Consider the following 13,696-nt stretch of genomic DNA (forward strand, 5'->3'; position numbering starts at 1 on the left):
CGATGACACCGACGCCGGTAGGGGGCAAGGGATGAGCTGTTTTCCCCTACCATGGGTGTCAATCGGATGACTGCAGCGGCTCCATCCTCCAGCCCTGCTCGGTCGCGAGCAAGCGATCCGTGAGGCCGAGGTTGTCGAGGAATGCGTCATCATGCGACACCACGATCAATGCGCCCGGGTAGCTGCGCAGCATGGCTTCCAGGGCCTGTGCAGAGGGCAAATCCAGGTGGTTGTTCGGCTCATCGAGTAACAGCAGCTGCGGTGGCGTGTCGGCGTAGAGCAGGCAAGCGAGAGCTGCCTTCAACCGTTCACCCCCGCTCAGTGACCCACTGGGTGTCGCTATCTTCGACGCATCGATCCCCAGTTGCGCCAAGCGCATGCGCAGGTCCGCCTCGGTTGCCGTTCGATTGGCCGAGCGTAACTGCTCGAGCACCGTCTTTGCCGGATCCAGGTTCTCCAGTTGCTGGTCCAGATAGGCACTCTCCAGCGTCACCTTGCAGACACCGGCCAAGGGCGTCACCCTGCCTGCGATCACGCGCAACAAGGTGGATTTTCCACAGCCATTGGGGCCGATGACACTCACGCGCTGCTGCCCGCTCACGATCAGGCTGACAGGGCGAGTGGCTTGCGCGACGTAAGGTAGTTCCACGCCGTCCAGCTCGGCCACGCGGCGTTTTGCTGGCTGCTCAACGGGGAGGTCATGCAGGGCGATTGGCGCCTCCTCTTCGACGTGCTGCGCGGCATCTTTCACGTCCTGGTTGAGCTGTGCCAAGCGGGCCGCCTGGTGCCGGCGCAGTGCACCCGATGATGCTTCGCTGCGCTCTTTCTGCCCATCCAGCAGCGACTTGGCTTGATTGGCCTCCTTGCCTTGCCGATAGCCGCGTGCCTGACGCCGCTCCTGCCGTTCCAGTTGTTTGCGCATCGCCCGTGCCTCACGCTGGCGCTCGCGCTTACGCTCGGCCAGCGTCTCCAGGGCATTGTGTTGCTCATGCGCCTTGGCCTCGGCATAGAAGGTGTAATTGCCCCCGTAGCTTTGCAGCCCCAGAGAAGAGAGCTCCACGATGCGCTGCATGGCGTCCAGTAGCTGCCTATCGTGACTGACCACGATCAGCCCACGTGGCCAGCGTTGCAGCTGCTCGATCAGTGCCTGGCGATTCGGCCGGTCGAGATGGTTGCTTGGCTCATCGAGGATCAGGAAGTCGGCGCTCGACAGCAGGGCGCCTATCAGGGAAACCCGCATCGCCTCGCCGCCGCTCAGTACGCTGGCCGGTGTATCGGCTTCCAGGTGGCCCAAGCCGCTGCGCTCCAGCTCTAGGCGCAGGCGCGATGGCAAGTCCCAGTCGTCGCCTACGGTATCGAAATCTTCCGCTGTCGTACTGCCCGACTCGATGCGCGCCAGCGCATCCAGGGTGTGTTTTACCCCTGCCAGGCTCGCCACCGTTGAGTCGTCAGGATGGACCACTTGCTGGGCGAGATAATGCACGCTGCCGGAACGCCGACAGTGCCCGGAGGTGGGCGGTAGCAATCCGGCCAGGATGCGTGCCAGCAAGGTCTTGCCCACGCCATTGCGGCCAACCAGCCCCGTCGGGCGCGTGTCGAACTGCTCGTGGAGGCCGGAGAAAAGCACTCTGCCGTCGGGCAAAGCGTAAGAAACATCTTGAAGTACGAGATGGATATTCGTCATGCGCTAGTCCTGCGATGCCAAGCACTCCCCCTGCGATAGGGGCCGGTGGAGACTGGCCGTTATTGCAACGGCGGCATCAATGGCGCATTGGACGAACACCTCATATTGAAGGGATTGACCTCCGACTATACTGCATCGCTATCCGCTCCAAAACCCGTTAGATGAAAAACCGACCGGAAGAAACGCCGATGCACAAGGGAAGCTGCCTATGCGGCAGGGTGAAATACGAGTACCGCGGCGAGATCGAAGAAATCTCCATGTGCCACTGCCAGCAGTGTCAGAAGGCCCAGGGCTCGGCCTTCGTTGCCGTGGCGCCCATCCGCTCGGCCGAGTTTTGCATCACACGGGGCGCGGAATACCTCAAGGAGTATCGCGCCACGCCGGGCAAGGTACGGGTATTCTGCGCCGAGTGCGGCAGCCCGCTCTACAGCGCCCGCGACGACCTGCCCGAGGCCAAGCGGCTGCGGCTCGGCACTCTCGACACCCCGATAGCGCCCAGCAAGCGTGTCCACGCCTGGGTCTCGTCCAAGGCCGAGTGGTTCGAACTCACCGACGAGCTGCCGAAGTATCCTGAATTTGCTCGCTGAGCGGGCGGGGCCGCTGCGCAGGTGTTCAATATATTGAGCTGGACTGCAAGCAGCAGCCTCGGCATAGTGCCACTGGGTGGATCAGGCAGTAAAAATTTGCGACACGAATGACAGCTCCGGCGTGTGTCCGGTACTACCGGACAATATCCCGAGAGGCGGTTTTGTCGCGATCATGTCGTGGTAAGCGATTCCCCAATGGTCATCAAATGAGAAAAGGTAGCTGCGGTATGTCTGAGCACGACAATGTCTATGAAAGCATTGCGACACGCATGAACGGTTTCTTGTATCGCTGCCGCAACGATGACCACTACACCATGCTGAACCTGACCGGAAGGGTGAAGGACTTGACCGGCTACGAAAGCGATGAGCTGATCGGCAACCGCAGCCAGTCCTATATCGAGCTGATTCATGCCGATGATGCCGCCGGGCTTGATCAAGCGATCGAGAGCGCCATCAACGCCGATCAGAACTGGCATGCCGACTACCGGTTGAAGGGCCGGGACGGCAGCCTGCGGTGGGTGAGCGAGTATGGCGGCGCCGTGAAGGATGCCGACGGCAACGTGATCTACCTGGAAGGCGTGGTGACGGACATACAGTCACGCAAGCAGAACGAAGAGCAGCTGGCGGCGCTGAGCAGGAATATGGCCAAGGAGACTGAGCAGATCGTCAGCGCATTGAAAATGCTGCAGCTGCTGAGTATCAATGCAGGGATCGAGGCCGCACGTGCCGGCGAGGCGGGCAAGGGGTTTGCTGTAGTGGCAGATAACGTACGTCGGCTTGCTGACGACACCAGCAGCTCAGCGAAAACCATCACCGACCTGATGAAACGGCTGGATCAACTGAAGATGTAACGCACCTTATCACCCCGCCACGGCCACGCACGTTCCCGAAGCCGTGGAGCGCACTCCGCGCAGGTTGGCGACACTTGCCAGGCCAGGTGGTTGCTGTAAAGGTAAAGAAAACCTTGCCCCGGGTGATCGCATGACAGCCGAACCTCCTCAGCAGACGCTGCAATCCTTCCACGATGCCCTGATGGGGCACTCGCTGATTCGCGAGCTGTGGAATCACTTCCCCGAGAACATGTTCCTGATACGGGTGGAGGAGGACGGCCACTTCACGCTCGAGGCAGCCAACCCGGCGCAGGTCGATACCATTGGCCGTGAGTGCCTGGGCCAGCCGCTGCCGGCATTCTTGCCCGCTGCTACGGCCGAGGCGATCTATGCGCGCTACCGTGAATGCGTGGCGCGGAACAAACCAATGCGCTATCAAGAGCATGCCGCCTTTTTCGATGAGCATGGCAACGAGCAGAACGGCTACTGGCTGACGCTGATCGTGCCGCTACACAATGCTGACGACGACCCGCAGCGCGTCACCCATCTTTTCGGCATCTCTCAGGACGTGACCGAACTTCACCAGGCCCGGGACGAGCTGGAGCGTCACAACCAGGAGCTGGAAGCACGCGTGGAGCAGCGTACCGCTGAATTGCAGCACGCCAACCACGAGCTCAGGCTGCTCAACGGCCAGCTCGAGGAGATGGCCACCCGTGACTTCCTGACCGGCTGCTACAACCGCCGGCATATCGAGACCCTTGGCCAGCGCGAAATCGAGCGGGCATGGCGCTATGGCACTCCGCTCAGCGTGTTGATGATCGACCTCGACGCCTTCAAGCAGGTCAACGACACCCAAGGGCATGGCGCAGGGGATGCCGCGCTCAAACGCGTTGCCGCGAGCCTGCAGAGCGCCTTGCGTGCAAACGACCTGCTGGGCCGCTTCGGTGGCGATGAATTCTTGATCCTGCTACCCGAGAGCGGTAACGAAGACGCCTGTGCCACCGCCGAGCGCCTGGAGCGGCAGACGCATGAGCTGGCCGGCATCTCGATCAGCGTGGGGATTGCCACCCTGCGCCGTGATGACAGCCTGGAAAGCCTCGCCGCCCGCGCTGACCAGCAGCTACTCGCCGCCAAGCGAAAGTCCCATCGAAACGTGTCCGGTTAAACGCATTCCACGAGAAGAGTCCTTCCTGAAGGTTGAGGCAGAAATGACAGAAGAGTGAAGGAGCAGGCGCCTGCAATGCCTGGCAAGCCCGCTGCCATTACCGTCGCCACAGCGCGAGGGTTGTCCAGATCGCCATGCTGATCCAGGCTGGGGAAGGGCCGACACGCCATGGTGCTACAGGGGCGTTGACCGGGCGCCGGTAACTATCCACCACTTCATGGCAGTCTGGCGGAGGACGCAGGATGAGGCTTTCCAGCACGGGATTTGCGCTACTCGGGGCCGCACTGATCGCGATCAGCTTCGGTCTTGCCCGCTTCGCCTTCGGGCTCTTCGTGCCCCCCATTCGCGAGGAGCTGGGGCTCAGCTCCTATGTGATCGGCATCATCGGCTCGCTGCCGCTGATCAGCTTTCTGCTGGCCACGGCGGTCGCGCCCCTCGTCACCGACCGCCTCGGTGCCCGCTACGCGGCGGTGCTCTCCGGGGCTTTCGGCGCCGGTGGGCTTTCGCTGATCAGCCAGGCTACCGGCCCGCTGATGCTGGGCGTCGGGGTCTTCGCCTGCGGGATCTGCACCGGCCTGATGATGCCGGCGCTGACGGCGGCCATGCAGGCGATCGTGAAGCGCTCGCTGCACGGACGGGTCAGCTCGGTGATGAACGCCGGCACCAGCATCGGCGTGATCGTGGCGGTGCCCACGGTGCTCTTCATGGTCGGAGCATGGCGCCTCGCCTACGTCTCCTTTGCCGTACTGGCCGGCCTCGGCGTGATCGCCGCCTGGCTCATGCTGCCCTCGGTCTCGCGGATCGTGCCGTCGAATGCGGCGGAACCGCCGCCGCTCAGTGAGCTCCCCTGGTCGCGGCTGATTCGGCTTTCGCTGTTCGCCTTCCTGATGGGCTTCGTCTCCGCTGCCTACTGGATCTTCGCTCCCGACCTGGTGGTGACCCTGGGCGGCCTGCCCCCCAGCGCCACCGCCTGGCTGTGGCTCGCGGTGGGGGTGGCCGGGCTCGGCGGGGCCGTGGTGGCCGACCTGGCCGATCGCAACAACCCGCCCATCACCCAGGCACTGATGCTGATGATGCTCTCGGCGAGCCTCGCCCTGATCGCGGCCAGCCCCGACCAGCCGCTGCTGACGGCCTTCTCCGCGCTGGTCTTCGGCCTGGCCTATATGAGCCTGACGGGACTCTATCTGATGACCGGCATTCGTCTCCTGCCCGGCCGCCTTTCCGTGGGGCCGGTGCTGCCCTTCATGGCGGTCTCCCTGGGGCAGGCCAGCGGTTCGCCGGTGGTCGGGAGTCTGGTGGATGGCTTCGGCTATGCCGACGCCTTCGCCATGTTCGCCGCGCTGGGCATCCTGGTGGCCATCCTCTCGCCCTTCTACCCGGGCACCATCGCCCAGGCGGAGGAGGAAGAGGTCACCGAGGAGGAGAGCGGCCTCCAGGCGGCCTACGACAGCCAGCTACTGGACGAGGAGGGCGAGCCGCTGGAAGACCCTCTCGAGGGGGAGGAGCAAGAGCAAGAGCAGCCCGCCGCCAATCCGTAAGAAGAATCCGAGCCGGGCACCTGGCCACCAAGGGCGAAGGGAAATGGGTGTCCCCGGCAGCACCTTCAAGCCTCACCACCATACTATGCTGGGGTAGGCCAACAACGGCCGTAAACGCTATCTGGAGGAGTCGATGAAAAAAGGACATTCGATACTGGTCGGCCTGACACTTGCTGCCTTTTCCCTAACGGGCATGGCCGACGAGGGCAACGGCCCGACGGCCAGCGTCGAATTTATCGATAACGACGGTGAGGTGGTCGGGCAGGGCACGATCAAGCAGGGGCCGGTCGGGGTGCTGATCAATTTCAGCATCGATGGCCTGGACGAGGGCTGGAAGGCCATTCACATCCACAGCGTCGGTACCTGCGAGGATCATGATGAAGGCTTTCACGCTTCTGGCGGCCACCTGAATCCCGATGACTCAGCGCACGGCTTCCTCAATCCAGATGGCCCGGATGCCGGAGACCTGCCCAACTTCTATGTTCAAAGCGACGGTAGTGCGAAGGTTGAGATGTTCAATGAACGAGCAAGCCTCGATGGGAGCATCGGTGGCAACATGCTCGGTGAAGAGGGCACCGCATTGGTCATCCATGAAAACCCCGATGACCACATGAGTCAGCCCATCGGCGGCGCCGGCGACCGAGTCGCCTGCGGGGTCGTGCAGAGCGACTGACGGCCACGACCCAGGTGCCCTGGTAGCTACTCAGCGTGCTTTCCACTGCTTGACCCTTGAGCCGAATAGTTCAGTTATTCGGCTCATCAGCCATCCAGGGTACCGCCATGAGAGCTCTCCTCAAGCAGCTCCGGCAGAAGGTAGCGCTTCCAAAGAGGCTCTTCGCTGCTTGGCCGGAAGAAGCCGAAATGCCCGATACGGCACATGCCTGCGTCGTCTGGCGTGATCCGCATCATGGTACGGGGTGCATTGCGGTAAAAACCATGGAGTGATTCGGTGTTACGCGCAGACATGAATTCGTCGTCCGTGAATGAAAGCGACACAATCGGGGTATTCACGGCTGCAAATTTCTCCCGGGCTCCCGGCTCCGAACCGACCGCATACTCGGGGTGTAAGCACCAACGACGCCACTGAGCCATCATTGGTGCGGGCAGGTCGCCTACCATTTTCAAGCGCTGCCCTGGGAAGTAACCGCACAGGGGCAAGGCAACGGGGGCCACAACATACCAGAGCAACCAGACGCGCCGTCTGAGTTGGGGTGAATTCTCGCGCCAGTAGCCACTACCACAGGCGACGGTGACCACCTTATCGATCTTTTCCCGACGCATGACGAAGGGCAGGATTTGACCGCCGACACTGTGGCCGACCCATGTTAACGCCCTTTCCGGTGCACGTTCGGCCAACGCATCGACCATAGCTTGGGCGTCAAGCTGGCCCCAGTCGACAATGTTGGCGTTGAAGCCGCGCAGGGTGGCAGGCGCTGAGCGCCCAGTTCCCCGGTAATCGAAGGTGCCTACGAGGAAGCCCTGCTCTGCGAGCCAGAGAGCAAAGGGTTCGTAGTGCGTTTGGGGTACGCCCATGGCGGGCGCTACCAGCACGCTACCAAGGGGTGCTTGACGTGTCTGGAAAAATCGCCCAGCGATTTCGTAACCATCCGCCGTGACGACTCTCGATTCTACCAGTGTCCCCATCAGTGTCTCCTTGTGTTTGGGAGCAATAAGCTGATGGGAAACCATGGTAAAGTGTAGACCCAACTCCATAGTCAAGACGTTTCTTTACGCTCAGGAGGGGCCATGCGGGTCGGCGAACTAGAGCAGCTGACACGGCTGAGCCGTGACACCATTCGTTACTATGAGCGTATCCGCCTTATCACGCCTCCCGCACGGCTGGCCAATGGCTACCGGGATTACAGCGAGCATACAGTGACCGAGCTGCGCTTCATTCGTAGAGCGAAGGAACTCGGCTTTTCGCTTGAGGAGATCCGGATCGCTATTCCTATGCTGAAGGGGCCGCCTCCCCAGCGCTGCGAGGTGCTGGCAAGTCGTATTGCTCGCAAGCGCAGCGCCTTACTCGCGCAGATTGAGGAGGCCCAGCTCAAGGTCCAGCGGCTTGATGAGCTGCTGTTACGTTTTGGCGGTCCTGAGTCGCTCAGCCGTTAGTCGGGCTACGTATTTCAGCGAACGTGACCGGTCATTCCGGCTATCGTGACAGATCTGCTCACCTCTCTCGCTGACTCTGGTTCTTGAAAGCTTGCCGGTCACGATGGGTCAACCTCTGCCGCTTGCGGGTCGGCGTTCTTGCGCATCGCCCTTCCTTTGAGCGACAGGCGGTGGGTGCTTTGCAGTAGCCGGTCAAGTTGGCTCCAAAGCTCCACTCTGCCTACCCAGGTCGAGGCGGGCAATCCCTTCGGCACCGAGGCGTACTTTCCGTTCTTTCGGGTGAGTGTGGGGGAAGTGCGGTTTCCGGGGGCGTAGCGAGTCCCTGTAATGACCCCCAGCCTTACTCCACCAGTCGCAGCTCGAGGACATGGCGAATCCGCTCGCCGTCCCACTCGTAGCCGAGGTGCCGGCCCTGCCATGTGGCCGACAATACCGGCGGGCGTAACACCGCGGCACACTCACCGCTCGGATCACGCACGCTTGGGTAGACAATCCCATCGGCATGGGACTCCCAGGCCTTGCGGCCAAACGCCTGGCCCGCGCTCCAGTCATCCGGGGCCAACAGTGGGGCGGCCCCGGGTGGATTGCCGCGCAAGTCGAAGAGTTCGCCCTGTAGGTCTGCCAGGTAGACTCGCTGCTGGAGCTGAATGGGCGGCTCATTGGACTCCTGCATGAAGCTTTCGGCGCGATAGCGGGTTTCCGCGATGGCCGTGGCCTCGGTCAAGGCACAGTAATAGGCGCCAAAGGTGCCATCGGTGAAGCGGGAACCGCGCTCGCTGAAATGACAGAACGCCGCCATCACCGGCGTCCAGCCGGGGCCGTATCGGCGGTCTTCATCGCGTACCAGGTGAATCGCCCCGGCCTGTTCTCGCAGGCGTGCCGAGGTCTCCCCCTCGAGTTCCTGGAGCAGTTCCCAGTCGTCAGGTGCCGCAACGCGCTCGAACAAGTCGATAGGCGGGAAACGCGAAGGAATGATTCGGTAGCAGGGGCGCCAGCACACAGGGGAGAGCGGAAACGTCACGCATGCCCCCCGCCTCGGGCGGTATCGAGGTGCTGGCGGACCACATAGAGATCCTGCACCAGGCCGCTGCGTAGCCGATCAAGGGGTGACTGGCCCGCAAACAGAGGATTGTGATTGGGCCGGCGCAACCAAGAGTCCGCAGCGTCTGCCCGCGGCAACAGGATCTGCAGAGCCTTGTAGATCCCAAGGATCAGCGACATGCGCTCGAGCTGATTGACGTCAAGACGCGCCGCCGTGGGCTGCTTGCGCCAGCGCCGATAGGTCGACTCCGGCACGCCAAGCAGCAAGGCGGCTTCCTGCTCCTTCAGCCCCCAGTCGTTGACGATGTTGGGGTAGGTACGCATCGCCGCTGCGCTCATATGCTGGCGCTTTTCGGTGGGTAGCTGGGGCAGGGCCATGACGACCTCCAGGCGCCAAATGGTGGATATGTGTAATTATCGACCAAATGGCGAAATCCGACAAGGTACGAGCGATCATCACCCACTCTACCCTGGAGCAAGCCATCGAGATCGCCGTGGCCGAGAACGGCCAACCGCGCTGGGTGCAGTTCCAGCGCTGGAGCAATGCCAATCCCGAGAAGGAGTGGCGGTTTCAGCCCTTCGGCGGCTACCTCGACCACTTCCAAAACTTCGAAGGCTTCACCCTGCCCACCCAGGTCGAGGCGGGCAACCACTTCGGCACCGAGGCGTACTTTCCGTTCTTTCGGGTGAGGGTGGAGGAGGTGAGGTTTCCGGTGCCGTAGCGCTTAATGGCACTAGGCAAGATCGATTCCCCCACAGTGCGAGTAACTTGGGATAGGGTAAGCGGCAGTCGAGCGCAACGGTGCGCTCAGCCCATACTGTACTCAGGAAGCTCCTTGAATGCTGAATCCCCGTGCGCTTGCCTACCTGAACGAAGTGATTCGTCGCGGTTCGCTGCGACGTGCCGCCGCTTACCTGCATGTCGATCCCTCGGCCATCAGCCGCCAGCTCAAGCAACTCGAGGAAGACCTCGGCGTGCAAGTATGCGAGCGCTATGGCGGCGGCATGCGCACCACGGAAGCTGGCAAGCTGCTGGTGCAGCATTACCATGCGCAGCGCTCTGCGGAGGAGGCGGTGCTGTCGCAGTTGGTTGCCTTGCAGGGCGTGGCGCGTGGTGAGGTGCGTATTGCCGTTGGTGAAGGCTTTATTGCCGACCTCATCGACGCCCCGATGAATGCCTTTATGAACGCCTTTCCCGGCATTGAGGTGGAAATCCGCATGGCCGGGGTCAATGAGGCCATGTCGCTGCTGAAGGACAGCGAGGTAGACCTTGCCCTGCTGTATGCCCCGCCCGTCGATCCGGCGCTTCACTGCCACGTCGAGACGCGCCAGCCCCTGGACCTCATCGTGCCTCCCGACCACCCCCTCCTGGAACTGAGGCGCCCGCTAACGCTGCGGGATCTGGCGAATTGGCCACTGGCGCTCATGGACAATCCCTTTGGCATGCGCCAGATGGTCAACATGGTGGCCCACCAGGAGCGTGTGCATCTCAAGGCCAGGCTGCATACCAATTCGGTGGCGGTGCTGAAGAACTTCGTGCGCTCCGGCATCGGCGTGACCTTCATGCCGGAACTGACGGTGCTGGATGAAATTCAGCGCGATGAGATCCGGCACCTGCCGTTGTCGTACCCGATCATGAGCGAGGCGCGCGCCCAGATCGTGAGCCTGGACGGACGCAAACTGAGCGTGGCCGCCCAGACCTGCTTGACCCACCTTAGCCAGGGCATGCGGTTCTTCCGCGAGGATGCCCCCAGGCTGTTGGCCGAGCAGGACTGACTGTTGCTTTTTTGACAACGCTTTGGGTATTGCATAGTCAACAGGTCAATCAATACCCTGCTAATGTCTTACCAATAACAAGGAGCTTGTCGATGACCGTCTCGAAGTCTCTTCCGCTGACTGCCCTGGCGTCTGCCTGCCTGCTGGGCAGTGCGTTGCTCACCGGCCAGGCCATGGCCGCGACCACCATCAACTTGAGCTACAACGGCGCACCCGATCCCGACAGGAATGCCGTGCATGTCTTTGCCACCAACCTCAAGGAACTGGTGGAAGACAAGACCGATGGAGAAATCCTGCTGGAACTCTATCCCAACAGCATGCTGGGGGAGGAAGAGGACCGCATGGAGCAGACCATGAACACGCCCAAGCTGAACGTGGCGTCGTTCGCAGGCGTCTCGCCGCTGGTCGATGAAATCTTCGTTAGTGCGATCCCGTTCCTGTTCGATGACTTCGACGACGCGCGCGCCTTCTTCGACGAGGGCGAGTACTGGCGTGAGGTCGAGGCGACGCTCAAAGAGCGTGCCGGTGTCGATATGCTGGCGGTGGTAGAGGAGGGGGGCTTCCTCGCCTTTACCAATAACAAGAAGCCGATTACCCATCCCGATGATTTCGAGGGGCTGCGCTTCCGCGCCATGGATCCCAGCCAGGTCGCCCTGTACGAATCCTTCGGGGCATCCGGCACACCGATCCCCTGGACCGAAGTGTACATGGCGCTGCGTACCGGCGTTGCCGATGGCCAGATGAACCCGCCAATGTACATCATCCTGGGCAGCCTCTACGAAGTGCAGGACTACCTGACGCTGGCCAACATCCAGTACTCCAACCAGTTCCTCGTCGGCAACAGCCAGATGATCGAAGGCTGGGATGACGACTTGCGTGACGCCTTCATGGAAGCCGTAGCCGAGGCTAACCATAACGCCCGCATTCACAACGAGTCGCAGGTGGAGGAGCGTATCGCCTTCCTCGAAGAACAGGGCATGGAAGTGATCCGCCCCTCCGAGGACGACCTGGCAGCCTTCCGTGACATTGGCCAGCCGGCCTACCTGGAGTGGCTGTCCGATCGCGGCATCGAGCAGCGCTGGATTGACATGGCACTCGAAGATGCCGGCATGAGCGACCTGCTCGACTGATCCCAGCGGGTTTCCTTCGGGGCCGGGACGCTCGGCCCCTTTTCATTACAGGACGTTTCTATGTCGTCACTGCGTCATCGCGTGCTGGCGATCAGCCGACCTTTGTCGCTGACAGTCGCCGCCAGCCTGCTGCTGATCAACCTGGGCGTCATCCTCTTTGGCGTCTTCATGCGCTACTTCGCTGGTGGCGCACCGATCTGGACCGATGAACTCGCCCGGTTTCTCATCATCGGCACCGTCATGCTCGCCGCCGGTGCCGTCTGGGTCGAGGGCGGTCATATGCGTGTGGCGCTGATCGAGCGTCTGCTGCCGCCTGCACTCACTCGCCTGCTGAATATCTATCAGTGGCTGCTGACGCTTGGCATTGCCCTGGGTGGCGCCTGGGTCAGCTATCGCTACGCCCTCTCCGTCAGCATGTTCACCACCTCGGGGTTGGGCGTCAGCCGCACGGTACCGCTCATGTCGCTGCCCATCGGTTTTGCCCTGCTGGCCTGGCATGTGCTCTGGTACGGCCCCGCCCCCCTGCGGGTTGCGACGGAGGACGCCGCATCATGATCCTGACCATGCTGGCCGTCTTTCTGGCCCATGTGCTGCTTGGCCTGCCCTTGTTCATCGCGCTGCTCACGACAGCGCTGGTCGGCTTTCTCTTCGTCGACCCGAGCATGATCCCGCGCATGATGCCTCAGCAGTACTTCGGGGGCATCAATGTATTCTCATTGATGGCGATTCCACTGTTCATCCTGGCGGGTAACCTGATGAACGTCAGTGGGCTGACCGAACGCCTGATGGGGTTGGCCCGCCTGCTGGTGGGGCACCTGCGTGGTGGCATGGGCCACGTCAACGTCGTCTCCAGCGTGTTCTTTGCCGGCGTCAACGGGTCCGCGGTGGCCGATACCTCGGCGCTGGGCTCGCTGCTGGTACCGGCCATGGAGCGTGAAGGCTACTCGCGCGCCTTCGCGGCTGGCCTTACGGCAGGTAGCTCCCTGATCGGGCCCATCATTCCTCCCAGTATCTTCATGATTCTCTACGCGTCGCTGACCAACACTTCGGTGGGGGACCTGTTCCTGGCCGGGGTGATCCCGGGCCTGCTGCTGGGGGTGGCGTTCATGGCAATGAATGCCTGGTATGCGTGGCGCAACGGCCTGCCGAAACGCGGCCAGTTGCCAAGGGCCAAGGAGCTGGGGCTGGCAGCGGTCGCCGCATTGCCGGCGCTGGTGGCGCCATTCATCATCGTGGCGGGCATCGTCATGGGCTTTGTAACCCCAACCGAGTCGGGCGCCTTGACCGCCCTGTATGTCGCGCTGTGCGGCGTCGTGCTGGGCGGGCTCAGGCTGCCTCAATTCTGGCAGGCGATTGTCGATACTTCGCGTCTCACCTCGGCCATCTTCCTGATCATGGCAGCCTCGGCCACCATCAGCTGGCTGCTCTCCTATGCCCAGGTGCCGGCGCAGTTCGTCACGTTGCTGGCCCCGTATATCGACAATGCTGTCTTGATCCTGCTGATGCTCAGCGCCATCACTTTCATTACCGGGATGTTCATGGAAGAGGTGTCGGCGCTGATGCTGCTCACGCCAATCTTTGCGCCGGTCGCCATGATGGCCGGGATCGACCCCGTGCATCTGGGCATCGTCATCACGCTCAATATCACCATCGCCCTGATCACGCCGCCCATGGGGGCCTGCGTGTTCGTGGCAGCAGCAGTCAGCCGGCTGGAGATCGTCTCACTGTTTCGGACCATCTGGCCATTCGTGCTGACGGCCATCGCCGTTCAGCTGCTGTTGATCCTGTTCCCGCCGCTCACCCTGTGGCTGCCCCATGTCCTTGGATAAGACC

Annotated in this window: 15 protein-coding genes; 11 read left to right on the forward strand and 4 right to left on the reverse strand. The window is 62.1% G+C overall.

Annotated features, from left to right (window positions below; translation table 11 throughout):
• Window positions 1-58: 58 nt before the first annotated feature.
• Window positions 59-1,627 carry an ABC-F family ATP-binding cassette domain-containing protein gene (locus H1D44_RS15470; RefSeq protein ID WP_238984547.1) on the reverse strand — a complete coding sequence of 523 codons (1,569 nt, stop codon included), beginning with the start codon at window positions 1,625-1,627 and terminating at the stop codon, window positions 59-61.
• Between the two features lie 245 nt (window positions 1,628-1,872).
• Between H1D44_RS15470 and H1D44_RS15475 the strand changes: the two genes are divergently transcribed.
• The 5 genes from H1D44_RS15475 to H1D44_RS15495 all read left to right on the forward strand — a co-directional run bounded on the left by H1D44_RS15475 (window position 1,873) and on the right by H1D44_RS15495 (window position 6,477).
• Entirely contained in the window at window positions 1,873-2,271 is a 399-nt protein-coding gene (locus H1D44_RS15475; RefSeq protein WP_181515757.1) for a GFA family protein, read from the forward strand.
• Between the two features lie 227 nt (window positions 2,272-2,498).
• On the forward strand, window positions 2,499-3,122 hold the full coding sequence (locus tag H1D44_RS21205) for a methyl-accepting chemotaxis protein (RefSeq protein ID WP_181515758.1): 624 nt from the start codon (window positions 2,499-2,501) through the stop codon (window positions 3,120-3,122).
• Between the two features lie 130 nt (window positions 3,123-3,252).
• Complete coding sequence (locus tag H1D44_RS15485; protein ID WP_220128123.1) at window positions 3,253-4,266, forward strand: sensor domain-containing diguanylate cyclase; 1,014 nt, start codon at window positions 3,253-3,255, stop codon at window positions 4,264-4,266.
• A gap of 242 nt (window positions 4,267-4,508) precedes the next feature.
• Window positions 4,509-5,804, forward strand: coding sequence for an MFS transporter (locus H1D44_RS15490; protein ID WP_181515759.1), 1,296 nt, complete (start codon window positions 4,509-4,511; stop codon window positions 5,802-5,804).
• Between the two features lie 133 nt (window positions 5,805-5,937).
• The gene (locus H1D44_RS15495; RefSeq protein ID WP_220128124.1) at window positions 5,938-6,477 is read left to right on the forward strand and encodes a superoxide dismutase family protein; all 540 of its coding nucleotides are present in this window, start codon (window positions 5,938-5,940) and stop codon (window positions 6,475-6,477) included.
• Between the two features lie 86 nt (window positions 6,478-6,563).
• Here H1D44_RS15495 and H1D44_RS15500 read toward each other — a convergent pair whose 3' ends face one another.
• A complete protein-coding gene (locus tag H1D44_RS15500; RefSeq protein WP_181515760.1) occupies window positions 6,564-7,448 on the reverse strand; it encodes an alpha/beta hydrolase family protein in 885 nt (294 codons plus the stop codon).
• Window positions 7,449-7,550: 102 nt separating this feature from the next.
• On the opposite strand from H1D44_RS15500, the gene H1D44_RS15505 reads away from it, so the two are divergent.
• Entirely contained in the window at window positions 7,551-7,916 is a 366-nt protein-coding gene (locus H1D44_RS15505) for a MerR family transcriptional regulator (RefSeq protein WP_181515761.1), read from the forward strand.
• 340 nt (window positions 7,917-8,256) lie between these two features.
• On the opposite strand, the gene H1D44_RS15510 is transcribed toward H1D44_RS15505, so the two are convergent.
• Both H1D44_RS15510 and H1D44_RS15515 read right to left on the reverse strand, forming a co-directional pair.
• Window positions 8,257-8,937: an RES domain-containing protein gene (locus H1D44_RS15510; RefSeq protein WP_181515762.1), complete on the reverse strand. Its 681-nt coding sequence runs from the start codon at window positions 8,935-8,937 to the stop codon at window positions 8,257-8,259.
• A complete protein-coding gene (locus H1D44_RS15515; RefSeq protein WP_181515763.1) occupies window positions 8,934-9,335 on the reverse strand; it encodes an MbcA/ParS/Xre antitoxin family protein in 402 nt (133 codons plus the stop codon). The genes H1D44_RS15510 and H1D44_RS15515 overlap by 4 nt, the downstream gene beginning before the upstream one ends.
• A gap of 47 nt (window positions 9,336-9,382) precedes the next feature.
• Here H1D44_RS15515 and H1D44_RS15520 point away from each other — a divergent pair, with 47 nt between their 5' ends.
• The 5 genes from H1D44_RS15520 (at window position 9,383) to H1D44_RS15540 (ending at window position 13,692) form a co-directional block, all read left to right on the forward strand.
• Entirely contained in the window at window positions 9,383-9,679 is a 297-nt protein-coding gene (locus H1D44_RS15520; RefSeq protein ID WP_181515764.1) for a DUF6920 family protein, read from the forward strand.
• A gap of 118 nt (window positions 9,680-9,797) precedes the next feature.
• The gene (locus H1D44_RS15525) at window positions 9,798-10,733 is read left to right on the forward strand and encodes a LysR family transcriptional regulator (protein ID WP_181515765.1); all 936 of its coding nucleotides are present in this window, start codon (window positions 9,798-9,800) and stop codon (window positions 10,731-10,733) included.
• Between the two features lie 92 nt (window positions 10,734-10,825).
• Window positions 10,826-11,863 (forward strand): TRAP transporter substrate-binding protein DctP, encoded by a 1,038-nt coding sequence (dctP, locus tag H1D44_RS15530; protein ID WP_181515766.1) that lies wholly within the window; start codon window positions 10,826-10,828, stop codon window positions 11,861-11,863.
• A 60-nt stretch (window positions 11,864-11,923) separates the two neighbouring features.
• Complete coding sequence (locus H1D44_RS15535; RefSeq protein ID WP_181515767.1) at window positions 11,924-12,418, forward strand: TRAP transporter small permease; 495 nt, start codon at window positions 11,924-11,926, stop codon at window positions 12,416-12,418.
• Window positions 12,415-13,692 carry a TRAP transporter large permease gene (locus H1D44_RS15540; protein WP_181515768.1) on the forward strand — a complete coding sequence of 426 codons (1,278 nt, stop codon included), beginning with the start codon at window positions 12,415-12,417 and terminating at the stop codon, window positions 13,690-13,692. The genes H1D44_RS15535 and H1D44_RS15540 overlap by 4 nt, the downstream gene beginning before the upstream one ends.
• Window positions 13,693-13,696 lie beyond the last annotated feature (4 nt).

The organism is Billgrantia kenyensis (genome assembly GCF_013697085.1).
In the GTDB taxonomy this organism is placed as follows: domain Bacteria; phylum Pseudomonadota; class Gammaproteobacteria; order Pseudomonadales; family Halomonadaceae; genus Halomonas; species Halomonas kenyensis.

Bases quoted from the DNA above. Each gene is read 5' to 3' on its own strand.
- H1D44_RS15475 (WP_181515757.1), top strand. From the start codon at position 1,873: ATGCACAAGGGAAGCTGCCTATGCGGCAGGGTGAAATACGAGTACCGC.
- H1D44_RS21205 (WP_181515758.1), top strand. From the start codon at position 2,499: ATGTCTGAGCACGACAATGTCTATGAAAGCATTGCGACACGCATGAAC.
- H1D44_RS15485 (WP_220128123.1), top strand. From the start codon at position 3,253: ATGACAGCCGAACCTCCTCAGCAGACGCTGCAATCCTTCCACGATGCC.
- H1D44_RS15490 (WP_181515759.1), top strand. From the start codon at position 4,509: ATGAGGCTTTCCAGCACGGGATTTGCGCTACTCGGGGCCGCACTGATC.
- H1D44_RS15495 (WP_220128124.1), top strand. From the start codon at position 5,938: ATGAAAAAAGGACATTCGATACTGGTCGGCCTGACACTTGCTGCCTTT.
- H1D44_RS15500 (WP_181515760.1), bottom strand. From the start codon at position 7,448: ATGGGGACACTGGTAGAATCGAGAGTCGTCACGGCGGATGGTTACGAA.
- H1D44_RS15505 (WP_181515761.1), top strand. From the start codon at position 7,551: ATGCGGGTCGGCGAACTAGAGCAGCTGACACGGCTGAGCCGTGACACC.
- H1D44_RS15515 (WP_181515763.1), bottom strand. From the start codon at position 9,335: ATGGCCCTGCCCCAGCTACCCACCGAAAAGCGCCAGCATATGAGCGCA.
- H1D44_RS15520 (WP_181515764.1), top strand. From the start codon at position 9,383: ATGGCGAAATCCGACAAGGTACGAGCGATCATCACCCACTCTACCCTG.
- H1D44_RS15525 (WP_181515765.1), top strand. From the start codon at position 9,798: ATGCTGAATCCCCGTGCGCTTGCCTACCTGAACGAAGTGATTCGTCGC.
- dctP (WP_181515766.1), top strand. From the start codon at position 10,826: ATGACCGTCTCGAAGTCTCTTCCGCTGACTGCCCTGGCGTCTGCCTGC.
- H1D44_RS15535 (WP_181515767.1), top strand. From the start codon at position 11,924: ATGTCGTCACTGCGTCATCGCGTGCTGGCGATCAGCCGACCTTTGTCG.
- H1D44_RS15540 (WP_181515768.1), top strand. From the start codon at position 12,415: ATGATCCTGACCATGCTGGCCGTCTTTCTGGCCCATGTGCTGCTTGGC.